Here is an 18,917-nt window from a genome sequence, read left to right as displayed (position 1 = left end):
CCTGTCGGGCAGTGCCAGTTGCCATATGGCGGCGGCACTCCATTACCGCTTGGTGTTGGGATCGTTTAGTGAACAGCCGGTAATATACCCCAATGGCCAGGGGCTGAATATCGAATGGCTATGGCTGGGCGGGATCGAGTGAGTTTTTTTGATGGCTTTAGTGGGTGAGAATGGGGAGAATTGTGTACAGGCGACAGGCTGATCAAAAATCGAACGATTCTTGTGGGTAGGCCACCCAGTTTGAAGCCGGGTGACCTGGGGACTGCTTATTGGGTTTGCTCCTGGACAGGCATCTCCTCGAGTTTCGCCTTCACCTCTTTCAGTTTTTCCTTAACACGGGCTGCATTGTCTGGCCCCATACGGATCATCAGCTTCTGGATTCCGGGAAGCTTTTCCAATTTGGGGTCGGCAAATTTGTAGTACACCGATGGACGTATCAATTGGATCGGGCCCTCAACTTCTGGCGCTGCCAGTACATTGTCGATTGCTTGTATAACGACCTGGTGGAATGACTTGTTGCGAATCCCCAGCTCCCCATAGGCTTGTGCCAGGCGGGGATACCAGTACTGGTAAAGGGTAATGATTGCATCGGTACTGGCCAGTGCAAACAATCGTACTGGTTGGTCATAGCGGCGGTAGTTTTCCGGGGAAAGTTGGTAGCCTTCAGTAGATGACCCGGTAACGGTGATGGGGCCGCGAATGGTTTTCAGCGGGCGGTGCTTGTGAATCAGCTCACCACGGGATGCTGCGTTGGCGGCGGCCACCCATTTACGTATTACTTCATCGGGTACCAGCCAGCGGGACAGGGCGCCGTCGGGTGCCAAGGACATTAATTCGTCATATGCGGCCTTGTCGCTCTCGTTCAGGGGGGGAGGAGGCTCTCTGCCGGGCTCCTCTTCGATGACCGGCTCCTCGGGCGGTTGGGCTGGTTCCTGGTTCTCAGGTTGTGCCAGGGCTTCTGGCTCGGGAGCAGTTTGGGGTTCTTCGACAACACTGATGGTGGGAATTTCTTTTTTCTTTTCCTCGCCGGTCCAGAGCCAATAGGCTGCTGCAGCGACAACGACCACCACAATAATGCCGATGATCCACCCTTGCCTAGATTGTTGTTCCGACATTCCCTGCCTCCTTTGACTGCTAACAGAATGTGACGGTTGGACCACGACAAAGCGCTGCGGTTTCTCGCGGTCTGCTGGTTTTACATTACTCTGCAAAAGCGCCGCACGCAAAATAGTTTTACTATGGGGTAATTGCACAACCTTATTGCCGGTCTTAAACCCTGCGCAGTACCTACGCCCCCGCGCGGGAGGATGTTTGATTTACTGGGCCTATTAGAGTGGTCTGGGGAGCTTCTGAATAATTCTGAGCGGCGAATAAAAGAGAGAACAATGGGAAAATTCACCAGCTTATTGATTGGCCTGATGCTGGGTGGTGTACAAGCTGCCGTGGCTGCAGAGCCGGTAGACCCTTTTTGGCGCAATGCGACAGTCTATTTTATGTTGCCGGACCGTTTTAATAACGGCGATAGCAGCAATGATTTCCCCTACGGCCGCAAAGACGATGCGGCATACCTGCGCGGCTTTGAGGGAGGGGATCTGCGCGGTGTTATTGAGAAAATTGAGGCCGGGTATTTTAATGATCTCGGGGTAGATGCTATCTGGATGGCCCCGGTGATCGAGAATATCCATGGCTACAATGAGGCCGATAAACGCACCTACGCTTTCCATGGCTACTGGCCTAAGGACTGGACTGCGGTAGATGCCAACTTTGGCACTGAAGCAGAACTGGCGGAATTGATCGAGGTAGCTCACAGCCAGGGGATTCGCGTATTGCTGGATGTTATTCTCAATCACACCGGGCCTGTCACTGAACAGGATTCCAGATGGCCTTCTACCTGGCTGCGCAACAGTCAGCAATGCGATTGGTCGGACTATGCTGGCAATGTTGAGTGTGCAATTCACGCGAACCTGACGGATATCCTCACGGAGAGCGAGAAAGATGTCGAGTTGCCGCCGCAACTGGTGGCAAAGTGGAAAAAAGAGGGCCGCCTACAGCAGGAGCAGCGCGAGCTGGATGCCTTTTTCGAGCGCACTGGCTATCCCCGTGCCCCCAAGTATTACCTGATCAAGTGGTTAACCGACTGGGTGCGTGAATACGGTGTCGATGGTTTTCGTGTGGACACCGTCAAACACGTAGAGCCACAAGCCTGGGCAATACTGAAAAAGGAAGCGGATATAGCCCTGGCGGAGTGGAAGGCTGAGAATCCGAAGAAGAAATTGGACGATCGCAATTTCTTTATGGTGGGTGAAGTTTACCATTTCGGCGTTAACAACTTTGGTCCCAGTGTTGGTCGTTCCTACGATTATAGCGACCGGAAAGTGGACTTTTATCAGTACGGTTTTGACAGTCTGATTAACTTCGATTTTGCCCAGGTTGCGGGCCAGCCAGCGGAGGATATTTTCTCCAGCTATTCCTCCTCCTTGAACAGTGGTGAACTAAAAGGGCTCGGTGTCCTGAATTATCTAGGCTCCCACGATGACCATCACTCATTTGACCGCGAGCGCCAGTACATACAGAGTGCCGCGAGTAAACTGATGTTGGCGCCCGGTGCAGTGCAGATATATTATGGTGATGAACTGGCGCGTCCCATGATTGATGATCGCGCATTCGGCGACGCCTCTATGCGCACCAATATGAACTGGGATGACTTGGAAAAGCCGGAAACCCGTGCATTACTGGCCCACTGGCAGAAGCTTGGGCAGTTTCGTCGATCGCACCCGGCAGTTGGAGCTGGTGTACACCAGAAACTGGCGGATAAGCCTTATACATTCTCCCGTACCTTATCTGGTGAGCAGCCGGTAGTTGTGGCGATGGAATTGCCCGCGGGTGAAAAGAGCGTATCAGTTAAAGGTGTGTTTGCCGATGGTATCGAACTTACCGATTACTACTCGGGCAAGCGAGCCAAAGTTGTGGATGGCCGGGTGACTTTTGATACCGAGGGAACTCTGCTACTGCTATCTGCTAAATCGCAGTAAATCCAAAAAAGAAAGCCCCGGCAGATAGCAATGCTGGGGCTTTCAGCGTCCTTGAAGATGGGATGACTTAATCGTTGTTCATAGTTGTTGTGGTGAACTGGTTACATACCATCACATCAACGTCTAACTGGCCAATTACACGCTCGGCAGTATTGCCGCGCAGGAATGAACCGGTCTCGCCGTACTGATTCATGGTTCCCATTACGACCAGGTCTGCATCGATCTCACGGGCCACCTCCTCAACAACATCACTGGTATAGCCGCGCTTTACGTGAATGCGATGGGTGGGGACACCGGTCTTATCGGCAAGCTTGGCCAAAGCACCGCGATCTGGGTAGAGCATGGAATCCAGGAAGGCGTTTACGAGGTGTAGCTCTGCCCCGTAATGACCTGCGATATAGGTCGCGCGTTCGCTGATCTGGCGGTTGAGCTCGCGCTGCTCGAGGGTTTTTGCCTGGTAGTTAACGGTAGCCAACACAACTTTGCGCTCGTCCTTGGCGCCGGGGCGAATCAATACCACTGGGCAGCGCGCTGTTTTCAGGACTCGCCACTTGGACTCGGCGAAGGTAAAGCGACGGCTGTTCTTCGCGTGTACTGGTAGGTAGATCATTTCTGCGTTGCAACGCTTTGATTCCTGCACGATGGCGGCCTGCCAATCACTGGACCAGCAAACAGTGATCTCACAGGAAAGACCAGCTTCTGAGATGGGTTCACGAATTTGTTCACGGAACCAGGACTCATCGCGAAACAGGTGGTCGTTAACTGCACGGGTATCCACCGCTTCACCATCAACTGCGACGAATACAGCCAGTCGCGGCTGAGGATTGCGTCCACGTGAAGTGATCAGGGCTCGCTCCAGAGCTACATGCTTCTCATCGTTAGGGTCCACTACAACGAATACGGTGCTTTGCTGCTCCATTTTTTCTCCTCAACTAAGCGTGTTATTGGCCAGTGCGACCTGCAGTTGACCATGAGGTCTAATCTACCATGATGGGGTTGTCAGCCCGAGTACATGACTGTCCCATTTGTCGAATTTGGCGCCTATCTCATCGAATAATTTTGTTGCGCATAATGGCGCAGTTGGGGGTGGGGGTATTGAGGTAGATCAACTTTAATGCCGCTGATCCAAAAGCCAATCCACTCAGACAATCAATGTTCAACGTTGAAGGTCCTCTCGACAGTAGGGGTTGAGCCTCGCTCAAGCTGTGCTTGTGCCTCATTGTTAAGTTGTCCCGGTAATGCTCAAGTGGCTGGCATTTTATGTGTCATGCCAAGATAAACTTTTTCTGCAGACTTGGTTTTCATGTGATTAAGTGATTGGCTCAATCTTGGGAAGTTCTTCAATTCCTTTACAGGAGTAAAGTCATGATTGTGGTCTTAACATCATCTGATGTAACTCTTAAAATTCTACAAAGACACTTTCTACTTTAAATAAATACCCTGAAATAAGTTCCCAGGACTGAATAATCAAGAGTAGCTTTTGGGATAATACAGCTGTAAGTATGGTATCCCTTTCATTTCTTATCCCGATATTTGCGCTTAGATCAAGCTCTCCAGTTTTGGCGTAAGAGATAAGTGAAACTTTACATACAACCCTTCATTAAATTCATTTTTATTGATAATCCTAAAAACTGCTTTGCTATATTCTTGGAGTGAGTTTCTAAAGAACTGTTGAAAAATCTTATACGCCAAATAAGAAATAAATTTTATTCAGGTAGGATATTCATGAAGAGGATGACAACTACGTTGAGGGCAATGATTAATGAGCCAGGCCTAATTGTTGCGCCGGGAGCTTATGATTGTCTTACTGCGAAAATAATTCAGGAGGAGGGTTTTAAGGCACTTTACATGACAGGGGGTGGGACTGCTGTTACCCATGTTGGTCGCCCTGATCTGGGATTTATTACATTGAGTGAAATGGCTGCAAATGCGCGTGCTATTGCTTCCACTGTAAATATTCCAGTGATTGCGGATGCAGATACCGGTTTTGGCGGCGCATTGAATGCCTATAGGACGGTCCAGGAATATGAACGGTCGGGAGTTGCAGGGTTACATATAGAAGACCAGATATTACCGAAGCAATGTGGTCACTTGGCTGGAAAGCAAGTAGTGCCAATCCCAGAGATGGTTCATAAAATATACGGTGCACTGGAAGGCCGCACAGACGATGATTTCGTTATTATTGCCAGGACAGATGCCTTGGCGGTGACAGGGGTTGATGACACCCTAAAACGATGTGTTGCTTATGCTGAAGCCGGTGTTGATGCATTGTTTGTAGAAGCAATTACGAGCAGGGAAGAAATCCTTCGTGTACAGAAGGAGGTGGATATACCTCTAATGTATAATTTTGGCGAACACGGTAAGTCTCCATTATTTACACATAAAGAACTCGAGGAGCTATCTTATAAATTGGTTATCTACCCAGGAAGTCTGATGTTTTCTATGTGTAAGCTCGCCCAAAGAGTATTGAGGGAGCTTAAAGCGAAGGGAACAACCGAGGATCTTATAAGTGATATGTACTCTCCAAAGGAATTTTATGAAACTATGGATTCCCAGCATTTTCAGGACCTCGATAACAAATGGAAAGAAGAAGCAGATAAAATTTTTGGAGGGAAGAAAAAAGGTTGAATGAAATAGCTGATCTTTAATTAATGTAATTTTGTTTTTAGGTTAATTTTACCGTTAATAAATTGGTAATAACATACGAAATCATTAAAGTTTTAGTCCATAAACTTTATTTATATGTTTGATTCTCAGAAACGTAGCTCCTTATTTTAAATAAGCATGTGAGTACTTTAACGGTGTTGTTTTAGCTCATTATGTACGTGAAACCAGAACAGGTTGAGTATCTTTTACTCTATAGTCTTTGCACATTTTATTTTAAAAAAGGCAGGCGCTTACTCAATGGGAGAAGTTCGTGTGACCATGTCCTTTCAAGAATAAAGAAATATCCTGGGCGTTAACTTCTATGCCTTTAATTCCACCGTTAAGAAGTACTTGCACACTTCTATATTCCTTTTTGCCTAAGTTTTGACCTTTAAAGACAAATTATCTTCAGGGTTAATACCTGTAGCACAAATATCGACTACGCCCCCCAGAGGGAGGATGTGCTCTCATTAACTGCTTATTAGCCTTTCAAGAGTCCGAACAGCTGCAATTTCGGGTTTGCAGTAGCACAGGAGGTGCATATTACCGCTGTTGCTCGGTATCAGTTCACATGCTACTGATTTGTCGATGTTCTTGGTGGTCTGTGGATATCTCAGGATGAGTGATCAATTGGTTGGGTATGGCACCCCACTGGCCAGATTCTGGTTAGCTGGGCTTCGCAAATATCCGGCTTGAATTGTAAAAATAATAAATGGTCACCAGTGATGATAAGCCTGAATTTTTCTTCGCCGTTTACGGTACTTCCCACAAATTCTTTTATTGAGCGTATGCCTATTGGCGGTTTTATCTCAAGAGAATACCTCTGATTTCCGCTATGGGACGAATGAGCCCAAGAGTTTGTATTGTGAAGCTAATGCTTTGGAAAGGTTGTGCTTACAGGTTGACCTCTGCTTAAGGGGAATAGGGGAACCATTAACCATTGGTAGATAACTACCGATGAAGTTCTCCTTATACAAAAAAGATAACGATTACAGATGAGAGAAAAAGGAAAACTAAAATGAAAAAACAATTTCCGTTAAAAGAGCTTCTGGGAGGCGCGAGTATCGTACTCGGAGCCATGTCCAGTACCCATGCCAGTGCGGGCACAGCTTTTGTACACCTGTTTGAATGGAGCTGGAATGATATCGCCAGTGAATGTGAGGAGTTCCTGGGGCCGAAAGGATTTGATGCGGTGCAGATATCCCCGCCCCACGAACATATCAGCCACTCCACCTGGTGGGCGCGCTACCAGCCGGTTTCCTACACTAACCTGACCAGTCGCAGCGGTACCGAGGCAGAGTTACAGAGTATGATCAGCCGCTGTAATGCGGCGGGTGTGAAAGTCTATGCAGATGTAGTGATAAACCACACGGCGGCCTGGAATGGCGGAGGCACGGGTTGGGGCGGCACCGAGTGGACATTGTTGAATCACCCCGGTGAGTTTTCCTCTTGGGATTATCACTCCGATTGCACTATTGATAACTATAGCGATGCAAATAATGTCTGGAATTGCCGCTTGAGTGGACTTCCAGATCTGGATACTGGTTCCAGTTATGTTCAGCAGACCCTGGCCGATTACCTAAATAAATTGCAGGGTATGGGTGTTGATGGTTTCCGTGTAGATGCGGTTAAGCATATGTCTCCCAGCGATATGTACGGCATCATGAGTAAAGCTGGCAATCCCTGGATCTTTTCTGAAGTTATTGGTGCAGACGGCGAAGCCAGTGAAATTCAACCGTACAACTACACTTTCCTGGGCCGTGTGACTGAATTCAAGTACGGCACCGATGTGGCGAGTAACTTTAACGGCCAAATTAAAAACCTCTCGAGTATCGGCGAGAGTTGGGGACTTTTGTCTTCCAGCGATGCAGTTCACTTTATAGACAACCACGATCGTGAGCGTGGCCATGGTGGCGGCGGTAACCTGACCTATCACGATGGCTACAAGTACAACCTGGCCAACGTTTTTATGTTGGCACACCCCTATGGCTATCCGAAGGTAATGTCTGGTTATGACTTTACCGATACGGATATTGGTCCCCCCAATACTGGTCCAGAAAGCTGTGAAAACAACGAATGGGTATGTCAGCACCGATGGGGAAATATTGCCAATATGGTGGGTTTCCGTAACTACACCGATGGCACCAGTATGGAAAATTGGTGGGATAACGGAGATAACCAGATTGCCTTTGGACGTGGTGATAAAGGCTACGTCGTTATCAATAACGAGGGCAATTCTCTCAGCCAGACGCTGTATACAGGCCTTCCTGCAGGGGACTACTGCAATGTCCTGGCGGGAGATGATGAGTGCAGTGGTGACGTTATTTCCGTGGGCAGTAATGGCTATGCCACTTTCAATGTTGCAGCTTATTCCGCTGCTGCCATTCACGGTGGACAGCTATCTGGTTCCTGTGGTGATGAATGTTCTGGGACGGGTTTCCCCAGCCTTTATTTCCGTGGCACAGCTAATAATTGGGAAGCAACAGCTTTTGAATTGGTAGCAGATAATACCTGGCAATCGGTGGTTAATTTTGATGGCCAGGCAGACCAACGCTTTAAGTTGGATATCTACGGTGACTGGACCGAAAATTACGGTGACGATGGTGCTGATGGCACGTTGGATCAAACCGGAGAAGATATCTATACCTCTGTAACCGGTAACTACTTGATTGAAGTAAATGATGAGACTCTGGCTTACTCGATCACCGAGGTCTCTTCCCAGCAGGCACCCACTGCAACTGTGACTCCAGTATCCAGCACGCTAGACGTCAATCAGAGTATCACCCTGGATGCCAGCAGCTCTGCTGATAGTGACGGTAGTGTGGTTTCTTACAGCTGGAGCAGTGGTGGTAGTTCTTCCACGAAAACTTTGAGCTTCGCCAGTGCAGGCACTTATACCGAGACAGTCACTGTTACTGACAACGATGGCCTGACCGATAGTGCTACGGCAACCATTACCGTGACTGACCCCAATGCTGGTTATGCTCAAAACTTTACGGCATTAAATTTCCGCGGTACGCCCAATAGCTGGGGCACTCAGGCGATGACCCTGGTTGCAGATAATACCTGGCGTGCCACTGTGGTGTTTGATGGCAGCAGTAACCAGCGCTTTAAGTTTGATGTCAGCAGTGACTGGGCTGAAAACTACGGGGATAACAATGCGGACGGCTCTCTGGAGCAGGGTGGGGATGATATCTACACTGATGTATCAGGGACTTATATTGTTGAGGTTAATGATGAAACTCTGATCTACAGCTTGACCTGTGCAGACTGTGGTAGTTATGCATCTAACTTTTCTTCGCTTTACTTCCGTGGCACACCAAATAGTTGGGGTGCTGACGCTATGGAATTAGTTGCCGGCAATACCTGGGAAATCCAGGTAAATTTTGATGGTCAATCCCAGCAGCGTTTCAAGTTCGATGTTAATGCTGACTGGAATGAAAACTACGGTGATAGCGACTCCGATGGTGATCTGGATCAGGGTGGATCTGATATCTACACTTCTGTAAGCGGAAATTACAAGGTGCAGGTGAATGATCAAACTATGATTTATAGTGTGATTGCGCTGTAATTTACAAAAACCTGCAGGCCAGGAAGCTGGCCTGCAGGCTTCTTCAGTTAGTTATTTATTTTCTTTTTCTTTCTCTTTAGCCAGCAGTGCTTGTTGCAGCGCCTGTAATTTTGCGATCTCTTCTTGATTTAACTCTGGGTTCGACTCACAACGAGGGTCGGTTTTTTGCAACAGAGCCAGTATTTCTTTTGTTAGTGGAATGGGTTCACAGCCGTGTCCGGTCTCGCAAATTAAATCCCACTGCGGTTTGGCCTGGACATGACAGGCAAAGCAGTTACCCCCAAAACGGTTAACTACATCAACAAAACCTCGGTTACGGATTTTGCTACCTTCTTCAGAAACATCCAGTTCAAAAAACTCCCAATCTTTAGTGGCGGGGTTAAAGCCTTTTTGGTGTTTGACCATTACTTCCCCAGGTACTAATTGAACCACTGATCCAGGAGGATAAACGCCTCCTGTGCTGGAGTTTGCGACCTCTAGAGTCCCATCCAGATCTCCCAGTAAATTATCCACATAAAACCCCCGCACCTTGGTCATATCTCGGATGCAGTTAAAAGTCTCGTCTGTCACCTGGATAGGTGCTTCGCTCTGTTCAGCCTTGTCAGCTTCAGCCAGTGCAGAAATAGCAGCTGATGCTAAAAGTGCGGTTAAAAGCAGTTTTAATGGTGAAAAGTAGCGGCTTAGTTGCTGATTCATGATTTCCCCTTATATATAAATTTCCAGCGCTTACAATTATATTGTGCGCAATATAATTGTAAGCAATATACATGGAGGTTTGCCGATGTCAAGCGGGTTATCTGAAAAGTGCTAGCTGCTGCTTGGATTAGGTTGCGAGAAAGGGGTCAAAGAAGGTAAATATTTCTGTTATTTAGCGGGTTTGGAGGGGAATATTCCCCTCCGGGATTATTTGGCTATTTCTGGGGAGCAGTGGATATTGCAAAGATATGGCTTTCGTAGGGTGCCAACTGGATCTTTGTGGAGGCCTGGTCTTTTTCTAAGACCAAGTTTGCCACCTTATTGGATATCTGGCTTTTAGCCAAGTAGCTGCCCGGTTGTAGTTTCCAGGCCTCTAGAAGTGCTGTCGGCAACTGAAAATTAAACTCCACTGCCCTGTTATCGAAGTTGGCGATTACCAACAATTTTTCATGTTCGCTCCAGCGGGCAAAGGAGAACTGTTTTTCCCCATAGCCTGAGTTTTGCTTGCGGTTGTAGCTGTGCAAGCCCAGATAATCGCCAAGCAGGGCCGGGCTCTGTTTGGAGAAATTAAGCAGGCGCTGGTAGAAGCTGCGCAGCTCTTTCTCTTCTTTTGTCAGCAGTGCAGTGTCAAAAGCGCCCTCATTGTTCCAGCGGCGCACACTGGGTACTGACCAGTAGTCGAAAATGGTGGTGCGGCTGGCTTTGCCGAAGCCGGCATCTTTGTTGGCGGGTTCTCCCAACTCCTGGCCAAAGTAAACCAGGGTAGGGGCTGGAGAGAGCGCGGCAGACACCAGCATTGCAGGTTTGCCTGCCTCTGGGTTGCCAGAAAATTGTGGGCTGGCAATACGCTGCTCGTCGTGGTTCTCCATAAAGTGCAACATATGAGAGGAAATATCTACCAGGCTTGCCTGTACCTCTGCGATTTTATCTGTGCTGCCCTTGTTTTCCATGACCGCACGAATAGCGTCGTAAGTGCCGACTTTATCGTAGAGGTAATCCATTTTGCCCAGATGCAGATAATCCCGATAGCGCTCTGGAGTATAGATTTCGGCAAGTAACAGTGTGTTGGGGTTGCGCATTTTGATGGAGGAATTCAGGTAGCTCCAGAATTCTACCGGCACCATACCGGCCATATCATAGCGGAATCCGTCCACGCCAAAGTCCAGCCAGTAGTGGGCGATATCGCGGAATTTTTTCCAGGTATCCGGGACTTTCTTGTCTGCCCAAAACTGGGCGTGGGCCCGGTAGTCGCGCTCGGCATACTCCTGGGGTAGCTCAGAAAAGTTCTTGCTGTTATCGGGGCGAACGCCAAAATTAATTTTGACGGTTTCATACCAGTCGTGCATGGCAGGTTGTGCACTGCGCGCGCCATTACCGGTCCATTTGGCTGGACTCTCTATAAACTGCCCATCGACAAGATCATTGGCTTCGCCATTGAGTGGCTGATAACTGTCTTCTGCAACGGGCACGCGGAAGTCTTCGCCCACCACATAGTAGAAATTGTTGTTGCGGGCGTAGGTGACCTGGGTGTTGTCGCCAGCTCCAAAATCCTGCACGCCTTGGGGTTTATCGAGAGAATGATAGGCGCGGGCTACATGGTTAGGCACTATGTCGATAATCACTTTCAAACCGGCCGCGTGGCTGCGTTCCACCAGTGCGCGGAACTCCTGTAATCGCTCTGCTGGGTTATTGGCCAGGTCCGGGTTTACGCTGTAGTAATCCTTGATGGCATAGGGAGAGCCGGCGCGGCCTTTGACCACATCTGGATCATCGTTACTGATACCGTATTCCGTATAGTCGCCAACGAGCGCGTGGTGCAGGGCGCCGGTGTACCAGATATGGGTGGCGCCCAGCGCGTGGATTTCATTCAGTGCTTTTGGGGTAAAGTCAGCGAACTTACCTACACCATTCTCTTCGAGTGTGCCCCAGGGTTTGTTGGTGCGGTTAGTGTTGCCAAATAAGCGCGGTAGCACTTGGTAGATAACGGCTTTTTTCTCCGCAACTTTTTCAGCGGGCTGTATTTCTTCCGGGCTGCTTTCCTGGCTGCAGCCGGCAGTGCCGAATAGAGCAGCACCTAGTAGGGAAGCCGAAATGAGTTTGGCAATAAACAGGGAATGTAACTTCTTCATTGTTTCCTGATGACTTTAAATTTTTTTGTCAGTGAACAGCGGTTTGCTGAATTATTGATTTTTGAGCATTAAATTCAGCGGTTCTTTGTGCCAGTCAAATTTAACCAGCAGTTGCTGCTTGCGCTTGTTGTACCAGGCCCCACGGGGTGCCTGAGCAAAGTCTTTTTCAATGTCGAAAACAGGCAGGGATTCGCCGATAATATCGAGCTGCACGGGCACTTGTTGCCAGTTGTGAATCTTTAAAGTGACCGTGCGGGATTCCGGCATACCGGTATAACCGTCGCCTTCGAGATTAAAGGCGAAGGCTAAACCTTGTTGTTTGTTTTCAGCTGAGAAATGCAGCTTCTCGTATTTGCCTTTTTCAAAAGCCTGCGCGGTAGCGCCATCATCTTCATAAACATAGCGCTCGGACTTTACTGCTGATGGGTGCGCGTAGTAGTCCAGGGTCAGGTTTTTACTGGAGTAATCACGACTGCTATGGACATCGTCAATGGTGGGAATAATGGCGCCGGCCCGCACCAGTACAGGAATCGTTTTCAGGTCCACTTCTACCTGGGCCTGATCGCCAGAATATTGTTCATCAGTCCAGTAATCGAACCAGGTGCCGCCGGGCAGTTTTACCGCGACCTCATCCACATCTTCTTCCACGACCGGGGCAACGAGGAAGTCCTGCCCCCAAAGGTAGGCATCCTTGTAGTCCAGGAGAGATAGGTCACTTTCGTTTTCGAAAAACAGCGGGCGCATCAGTGGCATGCCGGTCTGGCTGTTTTCGAAGGCGAGGGTGTAGTTGTAGGGCAGCAGGCGATAGCGCAGTTTTACATACTCGCGCAGGATATCGCGGGTGCGGCGATCGTGGAAAACCGGTTCAGAAGCAATATGCTCCTGGGCATGAGGGCGGTAAACCGGTTGGAATACGCCGTACTGTAACCAGCGGATATAGAGTTCGCGGTCAAATTTCTCGCCGCCGGCAAAGCCTCCCAGGTCTGAATGGGTGTAGCCAAAGCCCAGCAAGCCCATACTCAGAGCCAATTCCACCTGGGGCTGTAAGCCACCCCATTCCCGAGCGACGTCGCCGGTCCAGGGGATCATTCCGTAGCGCTGGGAGCCGGCAAAACCGGCGCGCATCATAATAAAGGGGCGGCGCTCAGGGTGCTTTGCCGTTTGGCGTTCGTGCAGTAATTGCGCCCAGGCGTGGCCGAAGGCGTTGTGGATCTCATCGGCCATACCGATTGCGTGAACGGTATCGGAGGGGTGAACTTCCGGTTCACCCAGGTCGCCCCACCAGCCGGCTACGCCCTGTTCCAATAACCCGTCGTAAATATTCCAGAACCAGTCGCGGCCATCTTCGGAGAAGATATCGATCAGGCCGGTATTGCCGAAATAGAAATCAAAACGCTTGGGCTCTCCGGCCAGGTTTTTGGCCAGGGCATTATTCGCCACGGCTTCCTGCCAGCGCTCGGAGGTGGAGAGGACAAAAGGTTCGGTCACCAGGATGGTATTGATGCCGCGTTTTTTAAGGTCGGCCATCATCTTTTCTGGTTCGGGAAAGGCTTCCTTGTCCCAAGCCAGGTTGCCCATATGGCCTTTGATATCCGGGCCAAACCAGTAGAGGTCCAACACCAGGGCGTCCAGGGGGAAATCTTCTTCGGCAAACTTATCCACGGTTGCGCGGACTTCAGCTTCGCTGTGATAGCCAAAGCGCGAGGCGAAGTTACCCAGGGCCCAACGGGGTGGCAGGGGCTGTTTGCCAGTTGTGGATACATAATTTTCCAGCAACTGTGGATAAGTCTCACCGGCTACCACGATGTAAGCGGTGCGCCCGGCTACGGCTTCAAATTGCAGGATATCTTCTTCGTTTGCGCCCAGATCCAGGGTGCCGGTGGCAGAGTTGTCGAACAGCAGAATGTATTTGTTACTGGACAGTACTGCTGGCAGGGAAAAATACATCTGGTTGGATTCGGTGGTGTATCCGTAATGGGCACGGTTATACAGGGGCAGGCGTTGACCGCGACGGTCCATCCCCATAACCCGCTCTCCGCCACCCAGCAGTTTTTCCTCTGGCGACAGTGCGAAACGGAATCCGCGCATCGTCTCGGTGGCAAAGAAACCACTCTCTTCACTCAGGATTTGTTCGCTACCGCGCAAGTACTCGATTCGGAAGGGAGACTTGTGGATGACTGCAGTAAGCGAGCCAGTGCGGTAAACGAGCTTGTCCCCTTTTTGCTTCAGCGTAGCCTCGGGTCGGCCGGCAGAATCGCTGGCCAACGCAAATGAGGGCAACTGCTTCAGGCCTTCGCGGCGATAGTGCACCGATAGCGCTGACGGACCAACCGGGGTGAGGGTGACCTCGCCCTCACTCGTCTGTACAGTTAGTGAGTCTTCGCTCATGGTGTGATCGCGGTAGTTGCGCTGTTCAGCGGCCAGGGATTGAGCGCTCAGGCAGAGTGTAGCTGCGAGACACACCAGGCGCAGGAGTGGGAGTTTTAGGATCATCGCGCGGGACTTCAGTTGCTTGATTAGGATTCACAGTTTCGTGTTGGCCCGGCGTATACGCATGGGCCTGAGTTTATCCTAAAGCGAAGGATCTGGCCCGCATCCTCCCCTATGGGGGAGGATGGATGCTCCGGGAGTGCGTGTGAGAATGGCAGGATAAGCATAACTAGTGATGCGGTGACCTCTATGACCCAATCAGCAAGCAGCGCCGTTGCGCCGCAAGCCCAGCAACCGCGCTTGCCCTTTTGGCAGGTGTGGAATGTCAGTCTCGGTTTTCTCGGGGTGCAATTTGGCTTTTCTCTGCAAAATGCCAATGCCAGTAGAATCTTGTCTGATCTGGGGGCGGACCTTCACTCCCTGTCTCTATTCTGGATAGTGGCGCCGCTAATGGGACTGATCGTACAGCCGATCGTGGGTTCAGCTTCGGACCGGACCTGGAGTCGCTTCGGTCGCCGCAACCCCTTTATCCTTTTTGGTGCCATCGCCGCAGCCCTGGGGATGGCGTTTATGCCCAATGCCGGGATTGTGGTGGCGATAGTGGCACCCATTATCTTTGGCGGCGTTATGTTGGCCCTGATGGACGCGGCCTTTAACGTGACCATGCAGCCTTTCCGCGCCCTGGTATCCGACATGGTGCCATCAGAGCAGCGCACCCTGGGTTACTCGATACAGTCTTTGCTGATAAACATTGGTGCCATCTTCGGCTCCATGTTGCCATTCATCCTGACTAATGTGATTGGTCTGGAAAATACTGCCCGTGCGGGAGAGGTGGCGCCCTCCGTTATATGGGCTTTCTATATCGGCGCCACAGTGCTGCTGGGTAGTGTGTTGTGGACTGTGCTGCGCACCAAAGAGTATCCGCCGGAGCAGTACAATGCCTATAAAGGTCTCGACTCTGCGCAACTTGAGCGGGAGAGACAGCAAAAAGCCCCACTGGCAAAGCGCTTGATCGGTTTTTTCCAGCTGCTAATTAAAATGCCGCGCACTATGCGCCAGCTGGCCCTGGTGCAATTCTTCTCCTGGTTTGCCTTGTTTATTATGTGGGTTTACACCACGCCTGCGATCACTCAACACGTTTGGGGAGTGGAGGCCAAGTGGTTTGATCCAGCTTACCTGGAAAGCGTCAAAGAAATTCCCGCACATATCGCTGCCGCCAAGGGTGCTGCCGGTGACTGGGTAGGAATTATTTTTGCTGCTTACTCTCTGTTCGCAGCGATCTTCTCTATTGTCCTGGCCCGTTTGTCTCAGGTGTTGGGTCGTAAGCTGACTTATTCCCTATCGTTGGCACTGGGCGGTTTGGGCTACATCAGCTTCCTGTTCTTCCAGGGGGGCGATCCCACACAGGTGAATCTGTTGATTACCGAAGTTTCCGTACCCAGTGGAGCCCTGGGATTATTGTTACCGATGGTGGGTGTGGGCATTGCCTGGGCCGCTATTCTGGCGATGCCCTATGCGATCCTCTCCGACTCGCTGCCGGCGGATAAGACCGGTGTTTATATGGGGATTTTTAATTTCACTATCGCCGCACCGCAGATTGTTTCCGCCCTGGTAGCTGGCTTGATATTGAAAACAGTTTTCGAAAACCAGGCAATTTACATCATTGTTTTGGCGGGGGTGTGTATGTTGCTTGGCGCTATATCGGTAGCGCTGGTGAGGGAGAGTTCAGAACCTGAGCCCGCATTAAAGGCAACTACTACAGCTTGATAAAAAGTTGTAAAAGATCGTTAGAAAAGCCCCTGTTAGGGGCTTTTTTATTGCCGGGATTCCAGGTTCTCGCAAAGTTTTCGCATTTATGGGGCTGCAGAGTTTTATGGCGGCTTTTTGACAGTCTGGTGTGAGCGTACCTAGACTGGGCGGATCTCACCGGAAATGAATTAAATTATGTCGATATTCCCTGCTATTGATCAGGCATTAGAGGCTTTTGCCAGTTTTGTCTGGGGCCCCCCCTTATTAGTGCTACTCGTTGGTGGCGGCCTCGCGCTATTAATCTATTCTCGTGGCCGTCCCTACCGCCATCTTGGGCACAGTATTGGGCTTTTAAGTGGCCGATATGATGACCCCAATGACCCTGGCCAAGTGAATCACAGCCAAGCGCTATCCACAGCACTGTCGGGAACCCTGGGGTTGGGCAATATTTCCGGGGTTGCCATCGCAATTACGATTGGTGGACCTGGGGCGATTTTCTGGATGTGGGTAACCGCCCTGGTGGGGGTGGCTACCAAGTTTTATACAGCGACGCTGGCGGTGATGTTTCGCGGTCGCGATGCCTCCGGGGAACTGCAAGGTGGCCCCATGTATGTTATTCGCGAGGGGTTGGGCCGACGCTGGATGCCGCTCGCAGTACTGTTTGCCGTGGCGGGACTCTGCGGTATGTTGCCGGTGTTTCAGTCCAATCAAACCACGCAGCTACTGCGGGAGTCTTTTGCTGAGCCCTTGGGTTGGGTAGCGCCCGGAGGTTCATTCACTTTTGATTTTGTTATTGGCTTATTAATTGCTGTTGCATCGGCCTATGTTATAGCCGGTCGTATCCAGCGTATCGGTAAATTCTCCGCAAGAGTAGTGCCGGGCATGGTGCTATTTTATCTGGGCATGACCCTTGTGGTAATTGCCAGCTTCTGGGAGCAGGTACCGGCAGCATTTGCGTTAATTTTCTCGGACGCTTTCAGCGGTCAAGCTATTGCTGGAGGTACTCTGGGTTCGGTCATCACAGTAGGGGTGAGCCGGGGCGCATTTTCTAATGAAGCGGGTATAGGCACAGAGTCTTTGGCCCATGGTGCAGCTAAAACCCGTGAGCCCGTTCGAGAAGGCGTGGTTGCCATGCTGGGCCCCATTGTAGACACACTGGTTATCTGCACTTGTACTGCCCTGGTGATACTACTGACTGGCGCTTGGCAGCAGGAAGGGGATATTGCTGGCGTCACCCTGACTGCACAGGCATTTTCTCAGGTGTTTGGGCAGTTCGGCCCAATTTTGCTACTGCTAATGGTCCTTCCGCTGGCTTTCAGCACTATCGTTACCTGCTGGTATTACGGTATGAAGTGCTATGTTTTTCTTTTCGGTGGCCGCTGGCAGGGTCTTTATACCGGACTCTACATGGTGCTGATTATATTGGGTGCGGTGGCTTCTTTAAGTGCGGTAAACAGCATCATCATCGGGATGTATGCGGTAATGGCGATTCCAACAATGGTGTCTACTTTATTGCTGGCAAGGCATGTTAATCGAGCGGCTCACGATTATTTTACCCGTATGGATTTAACAAAGAGAAAAGAGGCCGAGGCTTCCTAATTAAAAAAGGCGGACTAAATAGTCCGCCTTTTTTATGCTTGGTAAAAATTTACCTGTTACTTCCAACTTAAGGCACCACGGACACCTTGGTACCAACCTTGGCGTGGGCATAAAAAATCTTAGCCATATGCCAGGGGATACGAATACAGCCATGAGAGGCGGGATATCCCGGGACGTGGCCGGCATGCATGGTAACGGGGCCATTGATACGCATCATGTAATCCATAGATGCCCCGCGGAATCGAGAACCCGCAGGTTTGCGGTGGCGGCGCACATCCACATTGCTGCGCATTACATAGCCCCGTGGGCTGATGTAGTGACCGTACAGATTTGAGCGATGGCTGTATTTCTTCTGCGAAATACGGAAGTTACCGGTAGGTGTGCGGTGTCCGGGTTTGCCGGTAGATACCGGGGACATACCGGCCAGGCGCCCACCCTTATAGAAGTAAGCCATCTGATCACTGAGGTCGATCACAATACGCGGTGTTCCCTGGATATTGGATTTAAACCACATATGGCGGCTATGCCGTGGATTCGCCGCGTATCTGGAATGGGCCCTGTAATTCCTGTTGTACCTGGAATGTGCCCTGTAATCCCTGCTGTATCTGGAATGGGCCCGATAATTCCTGTTGTACCTGGAATGCGCCCTGTAATCCCTATTGTACCGGGAATGTGACCTGTAATTTCTATTGTATCGAGAGTTTGCTCTGTAATCCCTGCTATACCTTGAGTGTGCTCCGTAGTTGCCATGTCCGTGTTGAGCGCTATATCTCGAGTTATAGCGGGAGTTGGAGTAATCCACTGCGTAGGCCAGTGGAGCAAGAATTGCTGATCCCACAATTACTACTGCAGCGGCAAATGATGATTTTTTACGGAGAGATCCCTTTCGCTTCTGCAGGTGGGCTCCGGGTCGTGTGAGCATGGATTGATGATTTTGCAGCGAAGATCGGCTATGCATTACACACCTCTCTATTGCCATTGGGCTGTGCAAACAACCGCGGCTTGTGAGCCCAACCATGGCTTGCCGAGGGTTGAGTTAGCTCGACCCCAAACAGGGACAAGACG

At 50.3% G+C, this 18,917-nt stretch carries 11 protein-coding genes; 5 read left to right on the top strand and 6 right to left on the bottom strand.

All coding sequences use genetic code 11. From position 1 onward, the window contains the following. Positions 1-266: 266 nt before the first annotated feature. Positions 267-1,115, bottom strand: a complete 849-nt coding sequence (locus BTJ40_RS19730) for a DUF3014 domain-containing protein (protein ID WP_108734687.1) — start codon at positions 1,113-1,115, stop codon at positions 267-269. Positions 1,116-1,385: 270 nt separating this feature from the next. Between BTJ40_RS19730 and BTJ40_RS19725 the strand changes: the two genes are divergently transcribed. Continuing rightward, a complete protein-coding gene (locus BTJ40_RS19725) occupies positions 1,386-3,032 on the top strand; it encodes an alpha-amylase family glycosyl hydrolase (protein WP_108734686.1) in 1,647 nt (548 codons plus the stop codon). 67 nt (positions 3,033-3,099) lie between these two features. On the opposite strand, the gene BTJ40_RS19720 is transcribed toward BTJ40_RS19725, so the two are convergent. Further along, positions 3,100-3,951 carry a universal stress protein gene (locus BTJ40_RS19720; protein WP_108734685.1) on the bottom strand — a complete coding sequence of 284 codons (852 nt, stop codon included), beginning with the start codon at positions 3,949-3,951 and terminating at the stop codon, positions 3,100-3,102. 806 nt (positions 3,952-4,757) lie between these two features. Here BTJ40_RS19720 and BTJ40_RS19715 point away from each other — a divergent pair. Together BTJ40_RS19715 and BTJ40_RS19710 are read left to right on the top strand one after the other, a co-directional pair. Next, on the top strand, positions 4,758-5,660 hold the full coding sequence (locus BTJ40_RS19715; RefSeq protein ID WP_108734684.1) for an oxaloacetate decarboxylase: 903 nt from the start codon (positions 4,758-4,760) through the stop codon (positions 5,658-5,660). Positions 5,661-6,696: 1,036 nt separating this feature from the next. After that, the gene (locus BTJ40_RS19710; protein WP_108734683.1) at positions 6,697-9,249 is read left to right on the top strand and encodes an alpha amylase C-terminal domain-containing protein; all 2,553 of its coding nucleotides are present in this window, start codon (positions 6,697-6,699) and stop codon (positions 9,247-9,249) included. Positions 9,250-9,300: 51 nt separating this feature from the next. On the opposite strand, the gene BTJ40_RS19705 is transcribed toward BTJ40_RS19710, so the two are convergent. The 3 genes from BTJ40_RS19705 to BTJ40_RS19695 form a co-directional block, all read right to left on the bottom strand. Further along, entirely contained in the window at positions 9,301-9,945 is a 645-nt protein-coding gene (locus tag BTJ40_RS19705) for a hypothetical protein (RefSeq protein ID WP_202862831.1), read from the bottom strand. A 215-nt stretch (positions 9,946-10,160) separates the two neighbouring features. Continuing rightward, positions 10,161-12,074 (bottom strand): alpha-amylase family glycosyl hydrolase, encoded by a 1,914-nt coding sequence (locus BTJ40_RS19700; RefSeq protein WP_108734682.1) that lies wholly within the window; start codon positions 12,072-12,074, stop codon positions 10,161-10,163. A 51-nt stretch (positions 12,075-12,125) separates the two neighbouring features. After that, the gene (locus tag BTJ40_RS19695) at positions 12,126-14,567 is read right to left on the bottom strand and encodes a TIM-barrel domain-containing protein (protein ID WP_108734681.1); all 2,442 of its coding nucleotides are present in this window, start codon (positions 14,565-14,567) and stop codon (positions 12,126-12,128) included. A gap of 186 nt (positions 14,568-14,753) precedes the next feature. On the opposite strand from BTJ40_RS19695, the gene BTJ40_RS19690 reads away from it, so the two are divergent. Continuing rightward, the gene (locus tag BTJ40_RS19690) at positions 14,754-16,271 is read left to right on the top strand and encodes an MFS transporter (RefSeq protein WP_108734680.1); all 1,518 of its coding nucleotides are present in this window, start codon (positions 14,754-14,756) and stop codon (positions 16,269-16,271) included. A gap of 177 nt (positions 16,272-16,448) precedes the next feature. After that, positions 16,449-17,852 (top strand): sodium:alanine symporter family protein, encoded by a 1,404-nt coding sequence (locus tag BTJ40_RS19685; protein ID WP_108734679.1) that lies wholly within the window; start codon positions 16,449-16,451, stop codon positions 17,850-17,852. Positions 17,853-17,919: 67 nt separating this feature from the next. On the opposite strand, the gene BTJ40_RS19680 is transcribed toward BTJ40_RS19685, so the two are convergent. Next, on the bottom strand, positions 17,920-18,366 hold the full coding sequence (locus BTJ40_RS19680; RefSeq protein ID WP_238152069.1) for a L,D-transpeptidase family protein: 447 nt from the start codon (positions 18,364-18,366) through the stop codon (positions 17,920-17,922). Positions 18,367-18,917: the final 551 nt, after the last annotated feature.

The sequence above is a fragment of the Microbulbifer sp. A4B17 genome, from assembly GCF_003076275.1.
Lineage (GTDB): Bacteria > Pseudomonadota > Gammaproteobacteria > Pseudomonadales > Cellvibrionaceae > Microbulbifer.
Note: the sequence above shows the minus strand (reverse complement) of the source record. Positions and strands in the feature narration are given on the sequence as shown.

Bases quoted from the DNA above. Each gene is read 5' to 3' on its own strand.
- BTJ40_RS19730 (WP_108734687.1), bottom strand. From the start codon at position 1,115: ATGTCGGAACAACAATCTAGGCAAGGGTGGATCATCGGCATTATTGTG.
- BTJ40_RS19725 (WP_108734686.1), top strand. From the start codon at position 1,386: ATGGGAAAATTCACCAGCTTATTGATTGGCCTGATGCTGGGTGGTGTA.
- BTJ40_RS19720 (WP_108734685.1), bottom strand. From the start codon at position 3,951: ATGGAGCAGCAAAGCACCGTATTCGTTGTAGTGGACCCTAACGATGAG.
- BTJ40_RS19715 (WP_108734684.1), top strand. From the start codon at position 4,758: ATGAAGAGGATGACAACTACGTTGAGGGCAATGATTAATGAGCCAGGC.
- BTJ40_RS19710 (WP_108734683.1), top strand. From the start codon at position 6,697: ATGAAAAAACAATTTCCGTTAAAAGAGCTTCTGGGAGGCGCGAGTATC.
- BTJ40_RS19705 (WP_202862831.1), bottom strand. From the start codon at position 9,945: ATGAATCAGCAACTAAGCCGCTACTTTTCACCATTAAAACTGCTTTTA.
- BTJ40_RS19700 (WP_108734682.1), bottom strand. From the start codon at position 12,074: ATGAAGAAGTTACATTCCCTGTTTATTGCCAAACTCATTTCGGCTTCC.
- BTJ40_RS19695 (WP_108734681.1), bottom strand. From the start codon at position 14,567: ATGATCCTAAAACTCCCACTCCTGCGCCTGGTGTGTCTCGCAGCTACA.
- BTJ40_RS19690 (WP_108734680.1), top strand. From the start codon at position 14,754: ATGACCCAATCAGCAAGCAGCGCCGTTGCGCCGCAAGCCCAGCAACCG.
- BTJ40_RS19685 (WP_108734679.1), top strand. From the start codon at position 16,449: ATGTCGATATTCCCTGCTATTGATCAGGCATTAGAGGCTTTTGCCAGT.
- BTJ40_RS19680 (WP_238152069.1), bottom strand. From the start codon at position 18,366: ATGTGGTTTAAATCCAATATCCAGGGAACACCGCGTATTGTGATCGAC.